The 23577-nt window shown below is 41.3% G+C and carries 19 protein-coding genes and 1 pseudogene; 6 read left to right on the top strand and 14 right to left on the bottom strand.

What is annotated here, in order from left to right; genetic code table 11:
* Positions 1-35: 35 nt before the first annotated feature.
* From B3F51_RS06005 to B3F51_RS05980, 6 genes and pseudogenes are all read right to left on the bottom strand, one after another.
* Positions 36-664 (bottom strand): annotated as a pseudogene (locus tag B3F51_RS06005) (corrinoid protein).
* A gap of 192 nt (positions 665-856) precedes the next feature.
* Entirely contained in the window at positions 857-1654 is a 798-nt protein-coding gene (locus B3F51_RS06000; protein WP_286946049.1) for a methyltetrahydrofolate cobalamin methyltransferase, read from the bottom strand.
* 21 nt (positions 1655-1675) lie between these two features.
* On the bottom strand, positions 1676-2077 hold the full coding sequence (locus B3F51_RS05995; RefSeq protein ID WP_286946047.1) for a hypothetical protein: 402 nt from the start codon (positions 2075-2077) through the stop codon (positions 1676-1678).
* Positions 2061-2690 (bottom strand): GTP-binding protein, encoded by a 630-nt coding sequence (locus B3F51_RS05990; RefSeq protein ID WP_286946046.1) that lies wholly within the window; start codon positions 2688-2690, stop codon positions 2061-2063. Before B3F51_RS05990 ends, B3F51_RS05995 begins: the two co-directional genes overlap by 17 nt.
* 284 nt (positions 2691-2974) lie before the next feature.
* Positions 2975-4216 (bottom strand): MFS transporter, encoded by a 1242-nt coding sequence (locus B3F51_RS05985; RefSeq protein WP_286946045.1) that lies wholly within the window; start codon positions 4214-4216, stop codon positions 2975-2977.
* 167 nt (positions 4217-4383) lie between these two features.
* On the bottom strand, positions 4384-5394 hold the full coding sequence (locus B3F51_RS05980; protein ID WP_286946043.1) for a uroporphyrinogen decarboxylase family protein: 1011 nt from the start codon (positions 5392-5394) through the stop codon (positions 4384-4386).
* A 176-nt stretch (positions 5395-5570) separates the two neighbouring features.
* Between B3F51_RS05980 and B3F51_RS05975 the strand changes: the two genes are divergently transcribed.
* Positions 5571-7100 carry a PucR family transcriptional regulator gene (locus B3F51_RS05975; RefSeq protein ID WP_286946148.1) on the top strand — a complete coding sequence of 510 codons (1530 nt, stop codon included), beginning with the start codon at positions 5571-5573 and terminating at the stop codon, positions 7098-7100.
* 113 nt (positions 7101-7213) lie between these two features.
* Here the strand turns inward: B3F51_RS05975 and B3F51_RS05970 are convergent, their stop codons facing one another.
* Positions 7214-8758 carry a PucR family transcriptional regulator gene (locus tag B3F51_RS05970; RefSeq protein WP_286946041.1) on the bottom strand — a complete coding sequence of 515 codons (1545 nt, stop codon included), beginning with the start codon at positions 8756-8758 and terminating at the stop codon, positions 7214-7216.
* Between the two features lie 128 nt (positions 8759-8886).
* Between B3F51_RS05970 and B3F51_RS05965 the strand changes: the two genes are divergently transcribed.
* The 3 genes from B3F51_RS05965 to B3F51_RS05955 all read left to right on the top strand — a co-directional run bounded on the left by B3F51_RS05965 (position 8887) and on the right by B3F51_RS05955 (position 11162).
* Positions 8887-9912, top strand: coding sequence for a uroporphyrinogen decarboxylase family protein (locus B3F51_RS05965; protein WP_286946039.1), 1026 nt, complete (start codon positions 8887-8889; stop codon positions 9910-9912).
* A gap of 37 nt (positions 9913-9949) precedes the next feature.
* Entirely contained in the window at positions 9950-10576 is a 627-nt protein-coding gene (locus B3F51_RS05960; RefSeq protein ID WP_286946037.1) for a corrinoid protein, read from the top strand.
* Positions 10577-10676: 100 nt separating this feature from the next.
* On the top strand, positions 10677-11162 hold the full coding sequence (locus tag B3F51_RS05955) for a hypothetical protein (protein ID WP_286946036.1): 486 nt from the start codon (positions 10677-10679) through the stop codon (positions 11160-11162).
* A 249-nt stretch (positions 11163-11411) separates the two neighbouring features.
* Here the strand turns inward: B3F51_RS05955 and B3F51_RS05950 are convergent, their stop codons facing one another.
* The 7 genes from B3F51_RS05950 to B3F51_RS05920 all read right to left on the bottom strand — a co-directional run bounded on the left by B3F51_RS05950 (position 11412) and on the right by B3F51_RS05920 (position 22203).
* Complete coding sequence (locus tag B3F51_RS05950) at positions 11412-13793, bottom strand: methyl-accepting chemotaxis protein (RefSeq protein WP_286946035.1); 2382 nt, start codon at positions 13791-13793, stop codon at positions 11412-11414.
* 292 nt (positions 13794-14085) lie between these two features.
* On the bottom strand, positions 14086-16047 hold the full coding sequence (locus B3F51_RS05945) for an FAD-dependent oxidoreductase (protein WP_286946034.1): 1962 nt from the start codon (positions 16045-16047) through the stop codon (positions 14086-14088).
* A 10-nt stretch (positions 16048-16057) separates the two neighbouring features.
* Positions 16058-17443, bottom strand: coding sequence for an aminomethyl transferase family protein (locus B3F51_RS05940; RefSeq protein ID WP_286946033.1), 1386 nt, complete (start codon positions 17441-17443; stop codon positions 16058-16060).
* 168 nt (positions 17444-17611) lie between these two features.
* Positions 17612-18811, bottom strand: coding sequence for a PucR family transcriptional regulator (locus tag B3F51_RS05935; protein WP_286946032.1), 1200 nt, complete (start codon positions 18809-18811; stop codon positions 17612-17614).
* Between the two features lie 135 nt (positions 18812-18946).
* Positions 18947-20155 (bottom strand): PucR family transcriptional regulator, encoded by a 1209-nt coding sequence (locus B3F51_RS05930; RefSeq protein ID WP_286946031.1) that lies wholly within the window; start codon positions 20153-20155, stop codon positions 18947-18949.
* 158 nt (positions 20156-20313) lie between these two features.
* On the bottom strand, positions 20314-21639 hold the full coding sequence (locus B3F51_RS05925) for a hypothetical protein (protein WP_286946030.1): 1326 nt from the start codon (positions 21637-21639) through the stop codon (positions 20314-20316).
* A 318-nt stretch (positions 21640-21957) separates the two neighbouring features.
* The gene (locus B3F51_RS05920; RefSeq protein WP_286946029.1) at positions 21958-22203 is read right to left on the bottom strand and encodes a hypothetical protein; all 246 of its coding nucleotides are present in this window, start codon (positions 22201-22203) and stop codon (positions 21958-21960) included.
* A gap of 155 nt (positions 22204-22358) precedes the next feature.
* Between B3F51_RS05920 and B3F51_RS05915 the strand changes: the two genes are divergently transcribed.
* The gene (locus B3F51_RS05915; RefSeq protein ID WP_286946028.1) at positions 22359-22931 is read left to right on the top strand and encodes a hypothetical protein; all 573 of its coding nucleotides are present in this window, start codon (positions 22359-22361) and stop codon (positions 22929-22931) included.
* The gene (locus B3F51_RS05910; protein ID WP_286946027.1) at positions 22904-23338 is read left to right on the top strand and encodes a uroporphyrinogen decarboxylase family protein; all 435 of its coding nucleotides are present in this window, start codon (positions 22904-22906) and stop codon (positions 23336-23338) included. The genes B3F51_RS05915 and B3F51_RS05910 overlap by 28 nt, the downstream gene beginning before the upstream one ends.
* Positions 23339-23577 lie beyond the last annotated feature (239 nt).

Genomic DNA, 23577 nt, shown 5'->3' with positions numbered 1-23577 from the left:
GCCCCGGTTTGACTGCCTCATCAATGGATAAATTTTTATTTGCCGATCAGTTCTTTTGCTTTTGTCGCTGAACTTCCGGCATCGGGAGCATAGCCGTCAGCACCGATTTCGGCGGCATATTCCGGTGTCACCGGTGCGCCTCCAACAATGACTTTCATTTCCGGATAAGCGGCTTTAATAGTCTGGACTGCTTCTTTTAAAGCTGGCATGGTGGTTGTTAACAGACCTGAACAAGCAACCAGAACCACATTGTCATTTTCTTTTACAGCTTCAACAAACTTATCTGCTGGTACGTCGACGCCCAGGTCAACCATATCAAATCCGGCACTTTCNNCATCATCACAACCAGGTTTTTGCCGATATCGTGAAGGTCTCCAGCAACGGTTCCCATAATGCAGGTACCCAGTGAGCTGGATCCATCGCCAGCCATGACCGGCTTTAATACTTCTACGCCTTTTGACATCGCTTTAGCAGCAATTAACATTTCTGGAACAAAGATTTCACCAGATGAGAATTTATCCCCAACCACACCCATGGAAGCGATCATCGCATCCAGAATATCCTGCGCTTTATCACCAGCATCCAGTGCTTCCTGAACGGCTGCAGCAACCTTCTTGGATTTACCTGTTTCAACCAATACTTTTACATCTTCAATTTTTGACATCTTCAATTTCTCCTTGATTTTTGATTTAAATGCAATGCACTTATTTTATTTTAACCACCCGGAACCTGTGTGAGTGCCGAGTTTAGTTGTAAATTATCTAATAACCACTTGTAAGATTCAAACAATTATTGCTTTGTTGTCAGTTTACAAAATAGTTTGGCGTAAATCGGCACCGAAGCCAAAGGCAGTTGTTTATTTTACGAAAATGCCTTCCCGGAAAGCGCCAATATATTCCATACAGTATTCATCTTCACCCATCATCGCTTCGGTGGCGAACAGCATCCCCATCATATCCTTGTTCAGGGGATCGAGAATAAAACTGTCCATGCCGGCACTCATAGCCAGAACGGCAAAGGCCTGATTGGCAATCCGTCGGGCTGGTAAGTTAAAGGAAATATTACTGACAGCACCAGTGACATGAATGGTTGGATATTGTTTTTTAATTTCGCGGATCACTTCAGTAACCATGGTAATACCATCTTCTGATGTACACAGCATTTCAATCAAAGGATCGATGTGCATTCGGGATGGATCGATATTGTATTCCTTGCATTTTGCCATTAAGTCGCTAAATACTTCCAGACGATCCTTGGCGGTTTTGGGGATACCCTTATCACTGTTAAGCAAAGCCACGCATTCCCATTTGGTATCAGCCAACACCTTAAAAGCCACATCGACTTTATCACCTTCTAATGATACCGAGTTGAACAGTCCTGGCTTATTGCAGTATTTCATCGATTCAATGCAAGTATAGACATTCGGGCTATCCACCGCAATTGGTGTGTCCACGGCATCCTGAACAATGTCAATTAACCATTTCATCGTTTCCAGTTCGATGTCATCATCCACTGAGGCACAGACATCGATAAAATCAGCTCCGGCTTCCGCCTGCTTGATGGCCAGGTTTCGGATAAACTCGGCATCTTTTTCCGCAATTGCCTTCCCGGTTGAGGGAATGGCGCCGTTAATTTTTTCTCCAATAATGATCATTTTCTAACTCCTTTTTTAAGTTTACTTTTGCAGATCGCCAAGCAGTGTTGCCATGCGACATTCCAGATTTGAGGGGTTAATGTTGAAGACAATAGCCACCACACTTACATGAATGACTGATCCCGCAATCTCTCTGGCGGCTACCTCTTCACCGGTAGTTGAGATTACTGTCACCGGCGAGGCGGCTTCAACCAGTGCTTTAATATGTCCGATAATCCCACCATTTTTCTCGATCCAAGCTGCCAGCAATTCAATTTCACTGACCAATTGTTTTTTTACGGTTTCCAGTTCACCGCTGATCTCCCGCTCACCTGAACATACCAACGCATCTTCGTGAAGATGGGTTTTAATGCCCTGATGATCGTGTGATCCGTGATGATGATCATGATTGCAATGCTGATGATGGTCATGGGGTGTGTTCATTAAAATCCCCCCTTTCCCGGACTATTTTCTCCCAGATTGCCGGATTGATCGCTTCGGTTGCTGAGATCGGGATGATTTCAATCATCGGGCGATGCTGTAAAATACTATCTTCAGCCGCTTTACGTTCGGTGGTGCTGACTAGATCCACTTTGTTCAATAAAACCAGCGAAGCATCCTCCAGTTGTCCGGAGACCAGTAAGCGCATGGCTTTAACCAACCGCTGCCAGCGTTTGGCATCGGCGACAACCACAATTGGGGCCTCAAGACCAACACCATCTAAAATAGCTTTTCGGATGCTGCCGGGATAGGCAACCCCGGTGGCTTCAATAATCAGCCATTGTGGATCCAGTTCCTGTTTAATTTCTTTAATACTGGTAACCAGTTCCCCGGTAAGGGAACAGCAGGCACATCCGCTAAAGAGGTTGTTCACCTTAAAACCAGCCTGTTTCAGAACCTTATCATCAATTCCAATGGCACCGATTTCATTTTCCACAATCGCAACTTTCACTTCAGCGTGATGTTCTTTTTCATGGCTGACCAGATACTCGGCCAACTGCAGTAATACGCTGGTTTTCCCGGAGCCTAAAAATCCTCCTAGAATTAAAATTTTCACTTGTTTTCCTTTTCCTTTGCTGTTGTAAGATTATGTATGAATTTTATGACAGAGTTACCAAACTGTAAATTAGACAGGCTTAACGACTTTATTCACTGCGATCTATACATTGTGTATAAGGAGTCATAAACGATTATCATGTTCAGTCCTACTGAACTAAACCTGTCATACCGACTGATCGAATCAAAATGATTTGCTTCATCTGAATTGATCGTAAAAAAAACAAATGAAGCAATCATTAATCGGCTTTTAGCCTGAAAGGTAATATACAAGCTTTCCCCTTATTAAGGCCGCTTGATAAAAATATTGATTAATAAGCCTAAAACAGAACAGCTGATCAATATAATAAAGACAACGGTAAACGATCCGGTGGACTTCAGCAGCGAACCAGCAATGGTGGCGGCAAACGATGCGGGGATCAGAACCAGATTCATAATACTGAAATTCAGTGAAAAGTTCTTGGTACCATAAAAAGCGGATGTAAAGGAAGCGGATAATGTTGGACAAAATCCATAGGTAACACCGCAAAGACATAGACCGATAATCCCAATTACCAGTGATCCGGAAGTAATAGCCAGTAATACCAGTGCCGGTGAAACGATCGCAGTGGCACTGGCGGCGAACTGTGTTGTTCTGACCCCATACCGATCAAAAATAGCCCCAGAGATGATTCTGCCCAAACCATTGAAAATGGCCAGAATTCCCACCATGGTAGCGGCGAATTCGGGACTGGAACCGACCACCACAAAAAGGTCCTTGGCAAAGGCGATGGCAACAATCCCGACCGAACAAAGCAGCATGAAGAAGATAAAGATGAGCCAGAATGAAACCCGACTGATCATTTCCAGCGCCGTGTAATCATTGATGACTGCATCACCCTGAACCGCTTTGGCTTTTGTCTTCGCCGTCGGGAAACTTGCGTCTTGAGGCGGTTTTTTGATGACAAATGCAGCTAACAGAATGACGCCGCCCGTCACGAATGCCAAAATTAAAAAGGTACTGCGCCAGCCGACTGAAGGCATGCTCATGACGGTAGCCGCTGTACGGCCGATGATCAGGGCACTAAAACCAAAGGACATCATCAGGGTCCCAGAACAAAGACCTTTTTTATCTGGAAACCACGCATTGACTACCCCAATTATCGTAATGTAGACAATGCCGATGCCACTTCCCGCAAGAGCCCCATAGGCCAGGTAAAGCAGACTGACATTATCTCCGGATAAACGGGAAGTAATAAAAAAGCCAACAAACAACAAGGCGGCACTGATCACTAACAACATCCGGGTGCCTATTTTTTTGGACAACAGCCCAGCCACAAAACCACCGATGCAGAAAAAACTGAGTGTCAGTGTATAGTTTAGCGCCAGCTGCGCAGCATCCCATTTGAATTCCGCGGCAAAGGGGGCTTTCAAAATTGACCAAGCATGAATAATTCCAGCAAACAAAAGAACGACTGATCCCACTAAAAGATACCGCCACCTGATCTGTTTTACATTACTTATTTCCAAAGCTACACCATCATTCACCTGATTTTCCTCCTAAATTATATATTTTCCTCAAAATAGACGACACTCTTAGCGATACTCTGATTATTAATTGATTTTCGCTTCAGAGAATCGTCATTTTGATATCGATTGCACACGGGGTTTGAAATCAAACACGTCCGGTAAATAATCGCATCAATTGCCAGTCGTCAGTTTTTTTCCGCCAGTAACCGGGCATAGCTGACACTTTCTTCAATGAGTGGTCGCATTAACTCAAATCTTTTTTGCTGATCATCGGAACTGACTAACAGGAAGCCGAAAAAGACATAACCCGGATATTTGCCATAGGCATCCATGGCTCTGCGAACTTCTGCCCGGATGACTTCTGGCGGCGCATCTTCACGACCAGGATAACCGTTAGTGTCATAGCCACCCATGATGGTCAGTTTGTCCCCATATTTTTTCAGGATATCCGCAATATCATTGGTCGGTTGAACCGATGTCCAGGCAGCGATTCCGGTGTCGATGAAATCTTCAACCAACTCTTCCGCTTTCCCGCAGGTATGCTGAATCGGGATCATATCATAGCTTTTAACCGCATCGTATAATTTTGTGTGAATCGGCTTGATAATTTCGCGATATACCGATGGTGACATGAAGGGATTTCGTTCTGTTGCGATGTCATCGTAATTAGTGAAAGTGTCTGCCTTAAAATATTTTTGCGCTTTTTCCATGGTCTGGATTTTATAATCGACAATGGCATCCAGTAGTTCATAGGTCGCTTCCGGTTCCTCAACCAGGGCGATTAAGGCTTCCTCAAAACCCATCAGTGCAGCCAGCCGTTCAAAAGGACCGTTGCCGCTGCCAAAATCGACAATCTGCAGATCTGGATTCCCCTTACTCAACTGCTCTTTAGCAGCAGTTTCCCAGTCATAATTCGACACATCCGGGAATTTTACAATTTTCTTCCAATCAACGATGGTGTCAGAATCCAGAATAAATTCATTGGGGGCTGGAATTGGAGCACCACCTCCGGATGCCGGGGTAACCCACCGAACGCCAAAGCCATCATAGCCGCCACCGATCGGGCCCTTCTCAAACGCCAGATTAGCGCCCATTCCAAAGCCAACCATGATGCTGTCCGTTAACGAAGACGGAATCCATTCCCCCTTTTGATGATTCAACACAGCCAAAAAATTTTCTTTTGGTGTAAATGCCATTGCACTACCTCCTTATGGGTAAAATTAAATAAATTTGTATTTAACAAAATATTACTAAACGAGATCGTTTTAGTAAATTGTACAATCTAGTTGAAATATTTGTCAGTTTATAATACAATTTGTCAAAAAGTATTTGTGCAGTCATATCTGTATTATTTCAGGAGGTTAAATTGACAATGCTACTACCGGTTTCCTTGATTGAGAATTCAATTCGCGAATTTTTGGATGAAGAACGTTGTTTTTGTAAAGATACCAAGGCACTTTTTTATCGACCAGTCTTTTATCAATGTGGGATGAAGGCCACCGACAACCAATTAGTTTTAATTGATTGCAGTCGGTTAGCCGAAGTTTCAGAGCTCTTTCTCTACCCTGCAGTTATTTGCATCAATATGCCGGATTACCTCTATACGGAGACTTTCCAGACCGTTTTGGTTCTAAAAGACGGTACTAGTATAACGGCAGTAAGCAATTGTCTCCACACGCTGTTTCAGCGTTGTGAAAACTGGCTACAGAATTTGCAGACGCTGACCTGGGAATATGAAAGCCTGGATAAGCTTCTGGATTTGTCAAAACAGATGTTTGATAATCCTTTAAACATCATGAATAATGATTTTTCAATCATTGCGTCAAACACGTCATTTAATGCGATTTATGAACATTTGGATATCCCCCCCTTTGACAGCCAGGGTCGGTTGAATCCGGAAACTGTCAACTGTTTCAAAGTGGATCCTCTCTATAATGAAGTGAAAACCTATGAGGATTCGTTTCTCTACCCTGCCAATATTCTGGGCGCCCGAACATTATGCGGAAATCTGTTTTGGCAAAAAGAATTCATGGCCAGATTGGTGATGATTGAAGCACTGGAACCCTTTAAGCCCTGGGATCGTTATTTTTTTGATATCCTGAAACACTATGTTCAAAAAGCATTCAATCAGTTTTTTGTCAATCAGTTGGGTGATACCCTCCTCAACCAGATCCTCTATCATCTGATTACCGGTGAGGAGTACAGCCGGACAAAGCTTTTAAACGCCCTTCATTCAAAATCCTGGTCATGCAATGAAACCTATGGTATTGTTTTTCTGCAACCAAGCACACAGGATTTTAACAACAATACCCTCCGCTATTTCGTAATGGAAATAAATGAACATATTCATGATTGCTGTGCAATAGAAATGAAAGAAAACATCGCCATTGTTGCCGCTCTAAAAAACTATGGGGATTCCATTAAAAAGTTTGCCAAAGATTTTACACTTTTCATCCGGGAAGGAAATTTCCGCACCGGGTACAGTAATGCTTTTTTTGACATTGAAGATGCCGCCGATCACTACAAACAGGCTCAAATTGCCTATCAGTACGGCAATCTACTAAATCCGATGATCTGGCAACATTATTTTTACGATTATGCCATGGATTATATTTTACATAAAGCCACCGAAGAAATCGGTCCTTCTTTTTTGTGTGCCCCTGGGATTATCGCCCTGAAAGCGTACGATCAGGAGAAAGGCAGTGATTTTCTCCACACCCTCGACCTTTATTTCGAATATAACCAAAACACCGTCCGTTGTGCCAAAGCCTTGTTCATTCAACGTGGAACCCTGCTATACCGGCTGGAGAAAATCGAAAAAATTTCCGGCATGAGTCTGAAAGATCCCCAACAGCTGTTTTATATCCAGGCTTCATTAAAGATTCTGAAAACAAAAAAATAGACCAGTTTATCCTGATCTATTTATGACATTCCACCAAAATATTAACTTACCATGCCTCATCTTTATATTTCAGGTAAGGTTTCAGCGTATACGGCTTGACTACAATGCTTTTGTCAGTTATGGTCATCACCAGCCTGTTTCTGGGCCATCAGCTTTAGCGAAAGATGGATATGGAGCAGTTCATCAGGATTTTCAAAGTCAATTCCGCCGATTTCCTTAATCCGATCAAGACGATAGACCATTGTCCCACGATGAATGGATAGATCCTTGGCAGTCTTTAGCGCATTCATGTTGTTTTTTAAATAAACGGTGAGAGTCTTGACATACTCACTGCCGTTTTCCAGATCGTAGTCCTCAAGACGCATTAAAACCGGAGCAACGAGCTTTTTTGCCGGTAACTCGCTGGTGATTCGGGCGAGAAGATAGTCTAAAACAAAATCTCCGAACTGATAAACATGGTTTTGGGGTTCTCTCAGTTTTCCAAAGTCGCGGGCAATCCAGGCTTCTTTATAATAATCTCTCAGTCCGGCTAATCCTTTGGTGTCATGGCTATAGCCGACTTTAAAATTGCTTTCTTTTATAAAACTATTAAATTCATCAAAATATTCTACCCGGTTGCTGATCCGATCCAGATTAAAAAGAACAATCAAGCGCCTCTCATGAATAAAGGCAAAAGCTGCCATAAAATCATGGCGGATCTTGTCACAAAAGTAGGTCAGGGTCTGATTATATACATCCTGATCACTGGGCTGTACATCGGCTACACAATAAGCATCACTTAACTCCCAACCCAGACGCTTCAATGCTTTTCCCAAATCTTCTTGATGATAGGCTTTTCCGACAACCATATCATTTAATAGCGCAATCAATTCCCCATCATCAAAGTGATTAATCGACACCAGATACTCCGAATCCTCCGTAAAGTATTTTCCCAGATGCTCCAGCATGGCCGCATCACTTTCAGAAAAGGGATGAATGTTTTCGATAATGACAATCCGAAACATAAATGTCTGCTTATGAAAAATATTTTGACATAGCGTCCGATAGGGAAGAATATTTTTCGGATAAATAAAAACACCTTTTTCATCTTTAATTTTCCGGTAGGCTTCATCATTTTTAAACGAATTGACCTGACGGGCCTGCAATCGCCCCGATTCATCGGTTTTTAAATCGTCGGAAAGATTAAAATCGAGGGTCAAGGATGTTCTGGCAATAATGTGATAATCGGCATTCATGATACTGATGCCATTTTTAAAAACTGGCTCACAAAGATCCAGCAGCCACTGGAGCGACTGATGCTCGCGAATCCCTTTCTGAAGCTGCTGATCCCAGATCTCAAAAAAATCATAAATCTGATGAATTTTGTTGCTTAGTTGAAAAATCGATACTGTCTCAGCGATGACCAGATAATTGATAGCCTTTTCTTTTAAGATCGCAGGGGGGCTGCCCACCAGAATCAGCGCCGAATCTTTTTGAATGCGGATGTTTTCGGGTAATTGATCCACCATTGCCATATATAAAGTGTCTGAAACCAGTTCCTCCTGATTCGAATAAAAAACCGGTCGCGAAAAATTCACTCTTTCTGCCACTTTTTTTATTTGATAATCGGTTACAAGTACACCCAGCCTGTCCCTGATTAACCATAAAGATAATTCCATTTGTCACCTCTCCTTATGCAAAGTGTATAATCTTCCTGATCAAAAGTCAATAATTTTGTCCAATTTACAAAAATCAATATTGCGCATAAAATAATGCCAATCATATCGATTACAGGAGGAAATTACACATGGCATTAACCCCAAAACAAAACTATCTGAATGCAATTAACCACCAACCCACCGAATGGACTCCGGTCTTTCCAGTCGACTGCGCCGGCAGCGGCTTTGGCGCATTTCCGGGTCCCTGGTTTGAAAAGGGGCCAATGGGTGGCGGTTACGACGGCTTTGGTATCCGTTGGATCACCCCAGCCTCTGGTGGCGGTGCCCCAATTCCAGCCCCCAACGAACACATCATGGATTCAGAAACGATCGTCGATTGGAAAAAAATCGTAAAATTCCCGGATCTTGATGCACTTGACTGGCAGGCTATCGCCGATGAAGAATTTAAACTTCTAGGAGATTTCAACTCGGAAACAACTGCTCTTGAGTTCGGTTGTGGTAACGGCGTCTTTGAACGATTGGCTGCTTTAATGGGTTTTGAAGAAACCCTGATCGCATTGGTTGAAGAGCCTGAAGCTTGTTATGAGCTGATGGAAGCTATCACCGATTACAAAATCGAATTTGCTAAAAAAGTTAAAGAATATATTAATCCGGATATTTTTAACAATTATGATGACATAGCAACCGAACGTGGTCTCTTTATGTCTCCCGCTACCTATCGCAAACTAATCAAACCCCATCACGCTCGACTTTATGCTGCTGTTAGAGATTTAGGTATGATTCCTATCCAGCATACTTGCGGTCTTTGCGAATCACTGATCGAAGATATTATCGAAACCGGAGCAGCTGCCTGGAGCTCAGTTCAGCCGGTCAATGACATTGTCGGGCTACTGGAAAAATATGGCGATCGCATTGCCTTAATCGGCGGCTTCGATGCCAATGGGGTGCCTGGCCGCCTGGATGCCACCACCGAAGAACGGCTGGCTGACGTGCATCGGTGTCTGGACACCTATGGTAAATTTCCGTCTTACATCCTCTTCCCATGGGTCATCGTTAACTCCCTGGACCCTAACGATATGCTTGCCTTGATGGGTCCAATGCTGGGGGAAGCAGTCCGTTACACTCATGAACTGGGACGTTCACACGCTAAATAATTGTACTCAGATAAATTAAAAGAAAAAGGAGTCAAATATGTCAAAAATTGTCGAAGTTAAAGCGTTAGTGGAATCAGGAAAATCAAAAAAAGTCGGTGCGGCTGTTCAGGAAGCATTGGATACCGGCAATCAACCGGCGGAAATACTGGCCGCAATGGTGGATTCCATGAGTGTCGTGGGGGATAAATTCTCTACCGGCGAAATCTTCGTTCCAGAAATGCTCATTGCCGCCAAAGCCATGTCTAGAGGCGTTGAAGTTTTGAAACCTCATTTAGCTGGTGCTGGTGCAGTCTCTTTGGGTACTTGCGTAATCGGAACCGTTGCCGGCGATCTTCACGATATCGGTAAGAATCTGGTTTCGATGATGATTGAAAGCGCCGGGTTTGAGATGGTGGATCTGGGCGTGGATGTTCCGGCTGAAAACTTTGTTAAAGCCGTTAACGATAATGATAATGTCGTTCTGGTCGCCTGTTCCGGTCTGTTAACCACCACCATGCCGGCTTTAAAAGAAGCCGTTCAAACCATCAAAACTGCCCTTCCCGATATGAAAGTGATTGTCGGCGGTGCCCCAGTGACCCCTGAATATGCCGCTGAAATCGGCGCCGATGGCTATGCGCCGGATGCCGGCAGTGCTGCTGTAAAGGCCAAAGAATTAGTAATGTAGCCGATTCAATCCTCAATCACATAATGTTTAAAGGTTTATCAAGGCAGTGGGATTTTGCACTTTTTATGATCCCACTGCTGATAATCGTGAAAGGATAAAAATGAAAAAAGAAACAAAATTTAATATCTTAAACAATCTTTTTAATTCCATCGTCTTCGGGGTAACCTTTACCATTATTGGTGGCTTGATTACCGCCGGTACAGTTGATTGGCCCCACTTTCCCATCTCGGCACTGGTTGGGGTGCTTGTCGGTTTTGTCATTGGGCTCATTATTCCCATTGGTAAAATTGGCGCGGCGGTGGCCAGCAAGGTTTCAGCTCCCGGCACTTTTTTGTTCAACCTGGTGATGTATGCGGTGCTTCTGGTTATCATTCTTATTTTTATGTGTCCGCTCCTCACTATTTTTATGGGCAGTATTTTAATGGGTGCCCCAATTGCCGCAGTTTTACCAAATTCCTATACCCTGTTTTTCCCGTTTTTAGGTATCGGCCTTGTTCTTCTAATGATTTTGGGCGACTCTATTACCAAATTGGCAATGAAAGTTTCTGGTTTTCAATTGGTTGGTGGATCAACAAAGCCAAAATGAGTCATAAACCAATTCAAAATTAAATATGCATAATATAAATTTAATCATGCCCTAACAGCCCATTAACATTATTTCTTTTAATAAAAAATTTCGCCACTACCCCAGCTTTTGCATAACCACACGGACTTTTCCGAAGTAGGAATCGACGATACCTTTGATGTCTAAAATTTGTACCTGAAGAAAATAATACTTTCTCAAAAGTACCCCTGTTCTTTATAATTTGGATGGAACAGGGGTACTTTTTTTTACTTAATATTTGTCTTTTTCAGCCTCATCGAGAAAAATCTCAGGCCCAATCTGTTGCTGCACTAGATTTTGTTGAATTGTTCCCTTTATATTTCCTGATTCTATGCCCATCGCCTGCTGATCTTTCAAATTAAAAGCCCCCATCATCTGCTTAAGTTTTTCTGCCTGACCGGATAGTTCTTCACTGGCCGCAGCACTTTGTTCGGCAGTTGCAGAATTGGTTTGCACCACCTGAGAGACCTGTTCAATCCCCTGAGTGATTTCGGCGATGGCTGATGCCTGTTCATTAGAACCTTTGGCAATTTTACTAACAATTTCATTGACTTCTTCAATTTTTTCGAGAATCGTTTGTAAACTTGCGGCTGTTTCATCGGCAATAACGGTACCCACTTCTACCTTATTAATAGAACTTTCGATGAGACCAGTGGTTTCCTTTGCGGCATCAGCGCTCCTGGCAGCCAACGTTCGCACCTCTTCTGCCACTACAGCAAAACCTTTGCCATGTTGTCCAGCTCTGGCAGCTTCAACCGCTGCATTGAGGGCAAGCATATTGGTCTGAAAAGCAATGTCATCAATTACTTTAATGATTCTTGAAATATTCTTTGATGCGTTATTGATTTCGTCCATGGCTGTCATCATTTTTATCATCTGACCATTGCCCAACTGAGCATTTTCTTGAACAAACTGAGTGAGTTCACTGGCCTGATTGGCACTTATGGCATTCTTTTTCGTCTCTTCTGCCACTTCTTCTATGGATGCTGCAAGTTCCTCAATAGCACTGGCCTGTTCGGTAGCCCCATGTGACAACGTCTGGCCGCCACTTGAAATTTGCTGAGCACCATTTTCAACCTGTTCTGCCGCCACATTAATTTCTGAAAGCGTATGGCTCATCTCTGTCGTGATCTCATTCAGGGCTTTTTTAATTTCAAAAAAGTCTCCGTGATAGTCAGAAGTAATTTCTTGGTTCAAATTACCCTTTTGAAAATTGTTTAAGACCATCGCGATTTCACCAACAACACGCTTTAAAAAACGCATCGTTTTGTTTAGGGCTGTTTTAATATCTGCATGATCCCCGGCGTAATTCCCGGTCATCTCTAACTGCAGGTTTCCTTTTGATAGTGCTGTCATAACTTCAGAGGCTTCATTGATCGGAGCGATGACAGCGTCCAGCACCTGATTAAAGCCGTTTATAACTTTCGAATAGTTCCCTTTAAAGAGATCTGGATCTCCACGTTTACTTAGATCACCTGCAACTGCACTTTGTGTCATTTTTCTGGTTTCTTCAACGAGCATCTGAATTGTCTCGATCATCTCGATCAGAATCGGTGTCAAGGTGTCTGCTTCACTGAGTTTTCCATTCTTCTTCAAAGATTCAAGATAAATAAATTCACCCTGTGCAATATTATCAACTACCATAATGAGCAAATTAAACTGATCTACTGTCCGATTGATGGATTCAACAATTGACCCATAAAGTCCGCAATAATTTCCTGCAATTTTTCTGGAAAAATCATTTTTATTGAGGTGTTCTAGTACCTCATTGCTTGCAACCAAAGCTCCCAGCCCATCTATACAAGCGTTAATGCTCTCTTTTAAAATATTAAAATCGCCATTGTAAGTTTCTGTGATTTTTTCAGGAATTTCGCCTGTACCAATCATTTTGATATATCGACTGGCGTTGCGAATTGGCTGAATCAAACCATCCATAATCTGATTGATCCCCGAAACAAAATCCTGATAGGAGCCAGCTAAAACATCTGGATCACCCTTATAATCAAAATGACCATAAAAAGCAACTTCATATCCAGCCTTTTCTATTTCCTTATAAAGTAGATTAAGTTCACTCACGATATCAATCAGTGCATAAGCCATTCTGTCCTGTTGAGAACTTGGCGTGATTTCAATGGTCAGATCACCTTTAGCTATTGCACTAGCGGCTTCAACCAATTGCTTTCGACTTTCGATCATCATCGTGAAAGATGTTATCATCTGACCGATTTCATCATTTTGTTTGATTTTTAAATCATTAAATAGCTGATCTCCAATTTCAGTTTCTCCACCAGCCATCCGAGTGAACGCCTGGTTTAACAGGACGACGGGCTTTGTCAAAATTTTACCCGAAATAATTGCCACGGGGATACAGATGACTATGATTGCTAAAGCAACTAATCCGACTGTGAGACCCAGAGAATACAACGACATTTCCAGATTTTCTTCCGTGTGCGCAGAAGTTAACACCACTCTCGCCGAAAAAAATGCAGCCGATCCGATAATAGCAATGCTAATCGTCGTAAAAAAAATCAACAGTAGCGATATTTTCGCTGACACACTAGTTTTATAGGATCTTTGATTGCTTTTACTATTTTTTGTAATTACATCATCCATTTCCATTTCCTTTCATCTACATGGTCTTTTGAATAGTTCAGTCTGGTGCAATAAAATTTATTTTCCTGTCTTAAGAAAGTACTGACTTTGCATCCGATTATAGCCAAGAAACAAGCTAATATTTTATCTGCAATGTAAATACAGCGTTAGCTTCATGAGTAAACTCAGTGCCGCTAACGCTGTTCTAATTTTTACAGAATTTTACTGATACCCATTTTTAGCTTATCAAAATAAGTGATAATGCAACTGCTTCAAATCAATCCGATATACACTGTTTGAAAAAGCTATTTTTTTAAATTATATCCATTGCGGCAAAATAACCACCATGAATCGCTTTTTTTACAATGCACGCCCCGGTACAATCTCCAATCGCCATGAATGTCTCCCATTCATCCCATTTACGAAGTTCTTCCACAATACCAGAATTAGGCACACTGCCAACCGCATATAAGACAGTATCTGCTTCAACAAAGTGTTCTGTATTATTCTCGTCTAAATAAACAACACCATTTTCCAGAACTTTTTTTGTACTTGCACTTAGAACAGCGTGAATCAGATCGTTTTTTTGATCCATATATTCTAATAGGGTCGGTCGATGAAGCATGTTCGCTTCCTGTGCTAATTTGTCTGTGATTTCTAAAATTGTAACATGCTTCCCGAATTCTGCTAAATGAAGGGCTAATTCACAGCCAATCAGTCCACCACCAATCATAATGATTTTATCCCCCATCTTTTCCGGCTGATAATAAGCCGTAGTTGCATGAAATGCCTGATCAATCCCGTCAATATTGGGTACCCGAGGCATAGCGCCAGCCGCTACAATAATTGACTGGGGTTGTAGTTCTTCAAGCAACGCTCTGCTTGCGGTTGTATTTAATCGCACTTCAATATCACGTTTAAATGTCTGTCTCACAAGATAGTCGGAATATTTTTTTAAGTCATGCTTATGCGCGTCATAATCAGTAAATAGTAGCGCTCCACCTAATTTTTCTTGATTGTCCACCAGAATCACTTCGTGACCCCGGTCACTTGCTGTAATCGCCGCCTGCATGCCGCCAGGGCCACCACCAACAACAATCACCTTCTTTTTATCTTCAACAGCTGGTGTATTTAACAGATAAGCTTCCTGTCCAGCGGTGGGATTGATATTGCATTGGTAGAACCCATCATAGAGACCCGCCATACAATCATTGCAGCGAATGCAGGGTCGCACTTCATCTTCTTTATTCTGCAATATTTTTCTTGGCAGATCACTATCAGCCAGTGTGCCTCTTCCAATTGCCACAAAATCAAGAATGCCCTCTGCGATCAACCGTTCCATTTCAGCGGGATCATCATTCGCACCTACTGCACAAATCGCCGTTTTAACGCCAGCATTTTTAAGTTTTTGTGCATAAGGCACATTGATAAAATGGGGCATCAGCGTTGAAGTGAAACAGTAATGTTCAGAGTTATGATAGTCCCCGGAAGAAATCTGAATGATATCCACAATGCCTTCGACCATTTTACAAAACACGATACAATCCTCTACCGTCCATCCGTTAGGCTGATGTTCATCGCCACTGATGCGAATTTCAATGACTACATCATTGCCGATGCTTTCTCTGACCGCTTTTAGAACCTGCAGTGGAAATTTCGCCCGGTTTTCAATGGACCCACCGTATTCATCTGTTCTGGTATTCCAGGCTGGTGATAAAAACTGTGCCAGCAGCCATCCATGACAACACTGAATCATCACTTCCTGAAAGCCGGCTTGTTTTGCACAAAAGGCGCTTTCAGCGAAGTCACTGGCGATCCGTTTCATATCTTCTTCATCCATGGCTTTTACCGCAGTTCCATTTTCTTTCACAAACGAAACGGGTCCAATAGGAGTGCCCTGTCCCTGATTAAAGATAGGTTCGGCAAATAATCCGGCATGGGCTAATTGAATCGAGGGCACTGCACCATGACGCTTAATTGCATCGGTAAATTTGATCCAATCCTTGCTTGGCAGAATCATACGTGTAAAATCAGGACGAATTAAATCGACATTTGGCCGCCTGATTGCATCCATATTATTCACAGGAGTTTCTCCATAAGTAATACCGGCGGCACCTCCTCTGGCTTTTTTTTCGTAAAAAAGCACTGTTTTGAAATCAGGGGCGCCGCTGTATTCATCGGGATAGGTCATTCCGGTTGGTGTCGTCACAATTCGATTACGAAACGTAATATTTCTAATTGTGTAGGGGCTGGCTAAATTTTTATATTTTCTCATTTCGACCTTTCTATTTATAGACTGTTTCTACTGCTTTTTGTAACAAAGCTACATCTGTTGTTTCATTACGCAGGATATTGTTGTACGGGAATCTGACAACCTTTGCACGGATTTTCTTTTGTCTTTTACCAGGTTCTCCCCAAAGCACAAGCACTTCAGTGCCTAATTCTGCATACTCCGTATTCAGGCACCCAATGGAAATCATTCGGTGGAAATATGCTGAATTTTGTCTGCCAAATGTTGTTCCGATTGTTTCCCCGTTATTATTTAATATGCGATCATGGGAAATCGCACCTGAGAAATCCGGCCAGAAATTGAGATCTGTTGGGTTTTCAATATACTTATAGGGTTCCTCATCTCTAAACTGAGAGGCGAACACGTCCGCAATATCATCCACATTCCATTCCAAGGTAACCATTTGACGTTTATTTTCTTCTTTAATGCGCTCAAGTGCTTCTTTTCCGATGAATTCATGATCAAAACGGATCATTTTTCCCCATCCAAATTCGTATGGATCATGATAAAAAAGCTGTACATCATCTGATGCACTGCCATGGGGGTTCATGGGTCCGGCCGCAAAAAGTTGGAATTCCATCCCTGGTGTACTTTTTAGATAGTTCATTAAATCTTCGTCTTCACTCTTCGGCTCCAAGAAATGGACACCAAACTGTGGAAATCCATTTTCAGAATGATTCATTGGATAACAATGAGATCCTAGTCTTCTTAGACCAAGAGGTTTGCCAACATCATAAAGTGCATTGTACACGTCATGAGCATCTTCAATCGCACCATGGACTTCATAACCAAGCGTCCCAGACATGCCAATTCTAAGGATACGAACTGGCTTTCCGGCAATCTCTGCTTCTATTGAACGAAGAAATTTAAGATCTCTCAAATCTTTACCGCTGGCACCTTCTACGATGTCAATAGATACTGGCCCTCCGATCTGAAACAGAAATACTTTTCCTGTGAGAAATTCGCCTTCAACATCAAATTTACCGTACTTCCCACTTTCCAGGGCGTAATTCAACATTGGTACCATCCAGTACGTCATTACCTCATCTTCTGCTGTTCGTAGCAAAACGCCATCTTGGACGATTCGTCCCTTCTCATCACATACAAGACCATGTTTTATCCTGCCAACAGGGAAAACATCGAAATTTGTTGCACAAATACGTGACAGGAATTTAATTACATCCGGTCCTTTTAGTCGATAGGTATCGGTTGGGTTTAGACCCGCATGCAGATAGGCCGTTGTTTTCCATGAAGTAGTTTCGTCTCGCCAGTTTGTATATTCGTACGCAGAAACACCTACAAAAGCAGGTGCATACAATGATGCATGATCCGGTTTCGGACAAAATGGTGTAAAATCCAATGTTTCAAACTTTTTTTCCATATTAAAGCCTCCTTAATTTATTTGACAATCCTTCGATTTATTTCTATGCGATTGATATTCTACGCATAAAAAACCCTCTTCTTGAGTATAATTCTACTAAAAGAAGAGGTTATCTGTATACGTCTATTCGCACATTTTTTCACCATTAATTTTGAACTTTTTCACAAATTACCTTGCCATTCTTTTCATGCGGAGTGAAAATTGCAAATTGAAACATAAATTTTCATCACTCAAATCCAAGTTGAACAATTCCTCCACGCGCTTCAATCGGTAATAAAGTGTATTTTTGTGCATATATAGGCGATCCGCCGCTTTCTGGATATTCCTCCCAGACTCGAGATATGCTTCAAGACTATTTTTCAATAATGTTTTATTCTGGTTATCATATTCCTCAATCTTCTTCAAAATTGGCAAACAGAATCTGTTCAAATCATATTCTTTTGAAGCCAGTTCCATAAAATGGTATAGTAAAATGTCTTCATAAAACGTTAATGACTTTTCAAGATTCAATTTTTGATACACACTTTGTATCGCCTGCATCTCCTGAAAGGCATTTTTTATCTCTAATATGTCTGTAAATCGGGAACTCACACCGATTCTTATTTCATAGTTGCAAAATAATTTTTCAACTTTATCGAGCAAGGACCGATTGACATACTTCTCTGAAATAATTATGATCAAACTACCATCATATATAATACAGTAACAGGAAGGCATTGCAGTTAACAACATTTCCCGAAGAAAGAACAGCGATATCGAATTATTCTTATCCGAAATTTTTATTCCAAGCAACCGCATTGATTCTGGAAAGTCTAAATGAAGCGACCGACGCCGTTCCCTGATTACGCTGCTGGTCGCCGTTGCTTCAATAATGTCTTTTAATAAACTAAAATAAGGTATTGTTTGCATTGCTGTCCGTTCATAATACAGTAATTCAAATAAGACAGACTTGCAGATAATTACCAGTAGACTCGAATCATCATCATTGAACGATTCTTTTTCAATAATGGTCACAAAAGCAACCACCCCATCCTTGTCCCGAACTCCACATCCTAAAAACACAAACTGACTCTGGGAAAATTGCCCCAAAACAGGAGTATTCTGTTGAATCATCATCTGCATGGCCACTGAATTTTCCGAAATTACACTTTTGTCTAAACCGGGAGAACCATTGGTAAACAAGGCTTCCCATATCTCATGATGTCCCTTACTCTGACTCTTAGCTAAAATTTTGCCGCTGACATCTTGAATAAAAATCGGATTCTTTAGTACTTTAGCTGCAACATCAGTTAAATACTGCAACCCTCTTCGATCTATCAATGCATTTAAAATTTGATCTTTTCTTTCCGCATATGTTTCAGCTACCATCATTTTCTCCTGTTTGTTAAAGATTTGTTCCATATATCCTAATTAATGACTTTAATACAAACAATCATTCTGGTTCTAACAATCACACCCGATCTTTACTGATTTGGCAACACTTGTATGAATAAGGTTGTCTTATTAGTCAGCAAAATGCTGGACGCGAAGTGACAACTGCAGATTGAAACATAGATTTTCGTCATTTAAATCCAGACTAAATAATTCTTCAATGCGTTTTAACCGATAATACAACGTATTTTTATGGATATGCAATTGCTCGGCCGCTTTCTGAGTGTTTCTACCGCATTCAAGGTATCCTTCAAGGCATTGTTTTAAAAATGTACTGTGATATTGATCATATTCTTCAATTTGTGCGATTACCGGGAGACAGAATTTTCTTAAATCAAATTCTTTTGATGCCATTTCCATAAAATGATACATTATAATCTCCTCGTAAAAGGTAATTTCTTTAAATACTTGCAGTTTTTGACAGACACTTTGAATTGCCCGTAATTCCTGAAAAGCACTTTGTACTGACAAAATATTTGTGAACTTAGAGCTGATCCCAATACGAATTTCATAGTGATAAAACACCTTTTTTATTCTCTCCAATATTGACTCATTAATTAAATTTTCTGCCATAATCAAAAGCAAGGTATCAGAATAAATTATGCAGTAGCGGATCGGAATCGATAATATCAATGATTCCCGGAGTAAATTCAATGATAAAGAATTTGACAGATAGCCGGGAAATCTGATTTCAATTAAACGCATTTTTTCGTGTATCGACAAATTGAGAACTTTGCATCGTTCCAGAATCTCACTTTCAGAAACTGTTCGCTCGATGATATCCTTTAATAGACCAAAATACGGGATTTTTTGCATCGCTGTACGTTCACGATATAATAACTCGAATAAAACGGACTTGCATATCGTTATCAGTAAGTCCGAGTCTTCCTTCCCAAAGGGATTCATCTCTACTAACGTCGCAACTGCCACCACATTGTCATTGTCACGAATCCGACAGCCAAGAAACCGGAACCGACTAAATTCAAATTTGCCAAATACAGGCGAATCATCATCCATTATTTGTTTTATCACGCCGGCTCTCTCGGTAATTCTTCGATTGTCAGAATTCAAGTGTCCATCTGGAAACAACACTTCCCAGACCTCTTTATACTCTTTTATATGGCTTTTTGCCAAAATTTTTCCACTGATATCAAAAATAAAAATGGGATTTTCCAATACCTCTGCGGCCACATCGGTCAAGTACTGTAATCCTTTTCTTTCGATCAGAGCATTTAGAATTATATCTTTTCGGACTGAAGAAGTATTCTGTGAAATCGGCATGGGTCTTCTCCTGACATTAACCTTTTTTATCATTATATCATCTGGTGTCGTGATTTTTCAAAAAAAAAGAAGCCTGTACACAAATATTTTTGTGTGGCTTCTTCGTGTCAACTACGCATTTTAGGCAAGATCATAAACGCCGATCATCATTGTTTCCATCAATCAAAAACTGAGTGTGGAATGGTTTCGGTATCAAAATCTTCGTTTCTACCTTCTTTGATATAAGGGAATAAGGTAACCGTAACCCTTACCCGCACCTGATTACTTTCCGGATTACCCCAGAGTACTTCCACTTCTTTTCCTTCAACCGCATATTCTGAGTCAATTGAGCCAATTGAAATCATTTCTCTTGTTTTTGGCGATAACATCCGCCCTGAAGATGCCCCGATCATCTTTTCGCCATCAAAAACTGCATCAATATGCATCCCAGCGTTATTTCGGACATAATCATAGTCGCAAACTAAATCCATCGTATCATATCGTTTTTCGTGATCCATGGAACCGGCCATTACTTTTAGCACATCCTCTTTATTCCAGATAAGATGAACCCCAGTGTTATGAGGCCCTTCCAATTCTTTTTTTAATGCGTCCTTTCCAGGAAAATCATGATTGAATTTGATCAGTTTCTCCCATCCCAGATCCACCGGGCTTCGATAGAGCAGTTCTGAATCTCTTGGTAAACTTCCTGATAAAACCACCGGATCCATCGGGGAAGCAAAATGTTCAGCAATTTGGGGAATACTTCCTTCACAATGAGCATTCACATATGCATATCGGCCTAATTTCTGAATCCCATATTTTTCACCGACTTCCAGTAACTTGTTGTAAACCTCATGGGCATCTTCAACCTTACCATGAACTTCATAGCCCAGTGTTCCTGCCATTCCAGTTCGGAGAACAAAGACCTCTTTCCCGGCAATTTTGGCATCAGCCGTGAACATAAATTTCAGATCGTGAAGATCCTGCTGCGCCGCTTCTTCAACGATCTGTAAAGATTTTGGTCCACACATCTGGAAAAAGAAATTTGAGTCGCCAATATACTCGGACGAGATCTTAAATTTATTTTCCATCTGAGCGTTAAACATTGCAGGATCCGGTAAGCAGGCACAAATAAAGTCTTCTTCAGAACGGCGAATGATGATTCCATCCAGAATTATTTTTCCCAAATCATTGCACAATAATGTATGCCGGGCCTTTCCGACGGGAAAATTTCGAAATGTATTGACACTAATCGCTTCCATCAGATCCAATAGATCACTTCCTTTTACTGCAAATTGCAAAAATGGATTTAACCCCGCATGAATGTAACAGGTATCATGCCAACTCAATTCTTCGATCTCCCATTTATCATATGCAAATGGATGCAATGGCCAGGTTCCATCTGTCATCGGATGCCACAATCCTTCCGGGGCAACCATCACCTTTACTTCAGGCACATTATTGGGAATATGCGGCACAAATTTTAAAGTGTTTTCAGAATTCATATAAAAATACCTCTTTTTTCATAAGATGTAATAATTATAATGAGTACCCGAAGTGAATGATACGGTTTTTTTTCTATATATTTACGTGTATTTTGAACTTTTACACCAATTATTGTTTCGATAATTTAATAAATATATTTTGTAATAAGATCCATTCATAAAAAACATCCTTAATTAAGCCTTAGGTGCGGGAATCAATACAACATATAGTTCAACTGATCCGCTTTTTTGGGGAATTCTTCAGTATCTGGGGAATTGCTTTTTATTAAGGGGTAAGGTAACATTATACCTCTCACCGAGCCTAACAACAGCGCCTTCCTAACCGTATTCCTGAAAAAATGTCTTTGCATAGCGGATGAAATTCGTCACGCCAAGGATCGCATCCCTTCGACAAACGGCCAGCAATCCGCTTTCCGTTCCACTCAGTTCCCGAAAGACCGTCGCATTGGTCTGCATCTGCCGATAGAACCGATTCGCCACAAAAATATGATTTCCAACTGTATTCAGATAAGCACTAATGCCAATCTCCATTATACTGATCCCCATAATTTGATAATTTTCCAAATCTTTCTCCTTCCCCAAGATCACTTTTATCTGCTGATCCCATTCTATACCAATGTTTGCAAAATTGAAACGGGTCATTTTCATTTTGGTGAGTATGCTTTTTCATGGATCAATTATACAATAAAAACTAGAAGTATATTCAGGAGATAAAGACTATGAATGAACGTGAAAATGCTTTGCATTTGATCATGCATGACGAAAAAGCGCAGTGGATTCCCTCATTCGCGGTCTGTCTGGAAATGGTGATTCCAACCGATGTGATTCGGGAACGCCCAGCGATGGACGAAGGCAACGGGTATGACTACTTTGAATGCTGGTGGGAGTTTGACCCGATGATCATGGGCGCCAGCCCTTTGCCCGGTCGACAACCCTGTAACGATATCACGAAGTGGAAAAAACAAGTGAGCTTCCCTAATCCCGAAAATTTGGACTGGATCAGAGCCGAGGAACAGGCAGCCCAGTTTGATCGCGAAAATAAACACTCGATGATCTTCTGGGAGAGCTGCCCATGGGAAAGACTCCACGCCTTAATTGGATTCCAGGAAGCACTTGAAGCCCTTTATGAAGAGCCGGAAGCCTTTAAGGAGCTAATGCAGGCGATCACAGACTTTAAAGTTGCCATGGTCAGTAAAATCAAAAACACTATAATCCTGATATCACCTGTATCCTCGACGACTTTGGTCACCAAAACGCTCCCTTCATGTCCAATAAAATGTTTCAGGAAATGATCAAGCCCTTTGATGCTCAAATTGGCAGAGCCATTGCAGACAACAATATGATTTATTGTCACCATAGCTGCGGTTGTATTACACCTCTGATGCTGGATATTTACGAAATGGGGCCAAAATTGATTTTTGGACTGTTTAATCTCTATAACGATCAGGAAAAAGTTGTTCAGGAATTCGGTGAAAAACCAGTTTTTATCGGACCCGTCGATTCCCAGTTAATCAGCAAAGCAGATACCCCCATTGAACAGATCATCGCCGAGACTAATCGTTTTGTGGATGTATTTGGTCCCACCAGGAGCCTTATTTTTGATGCTGGTACTATGGATCCAGCCTGGTCTGGTCCGATATTTGAAGAATTTTATAAATATCGTGTAAAATGTGATACGCCATCTGAAAATGATCTTTAAATATTAGCTTTAGTAGCTAAGAAGTTCGGGGCTTACTACTAAATACAAGATAAGAAAAAACGGTTGTTCATCCTTATAAGAAATCGACCGAAAATATTATAATCTTTTTAGGCCAAATATTGAGAGCGATGTTTGAAGGATACCCGATTTAAGTTGACAGTAATTTACTTCAAAACTATTTTCAAAAATGCCTGTCTTTTGAAAGAAAGTATTTCCCTCAAAAGACAGGTGTAAATCGC

Origin of the sequence: Acetobacterium sp. UBA5834, assembly GCF_002435675.1 — a bacterium.
GTDB lineage: Bacteria > Bacillota > Clostridia > Eubacteriales > Eubacteriaceae > Acetobacterium > Acetobacterium wieringae.
The sequence above is the reverse complement of the archived record's forward strand: the minus strand, read 5'-3'. Positions and strand labels throughout refer to the sequence as shown.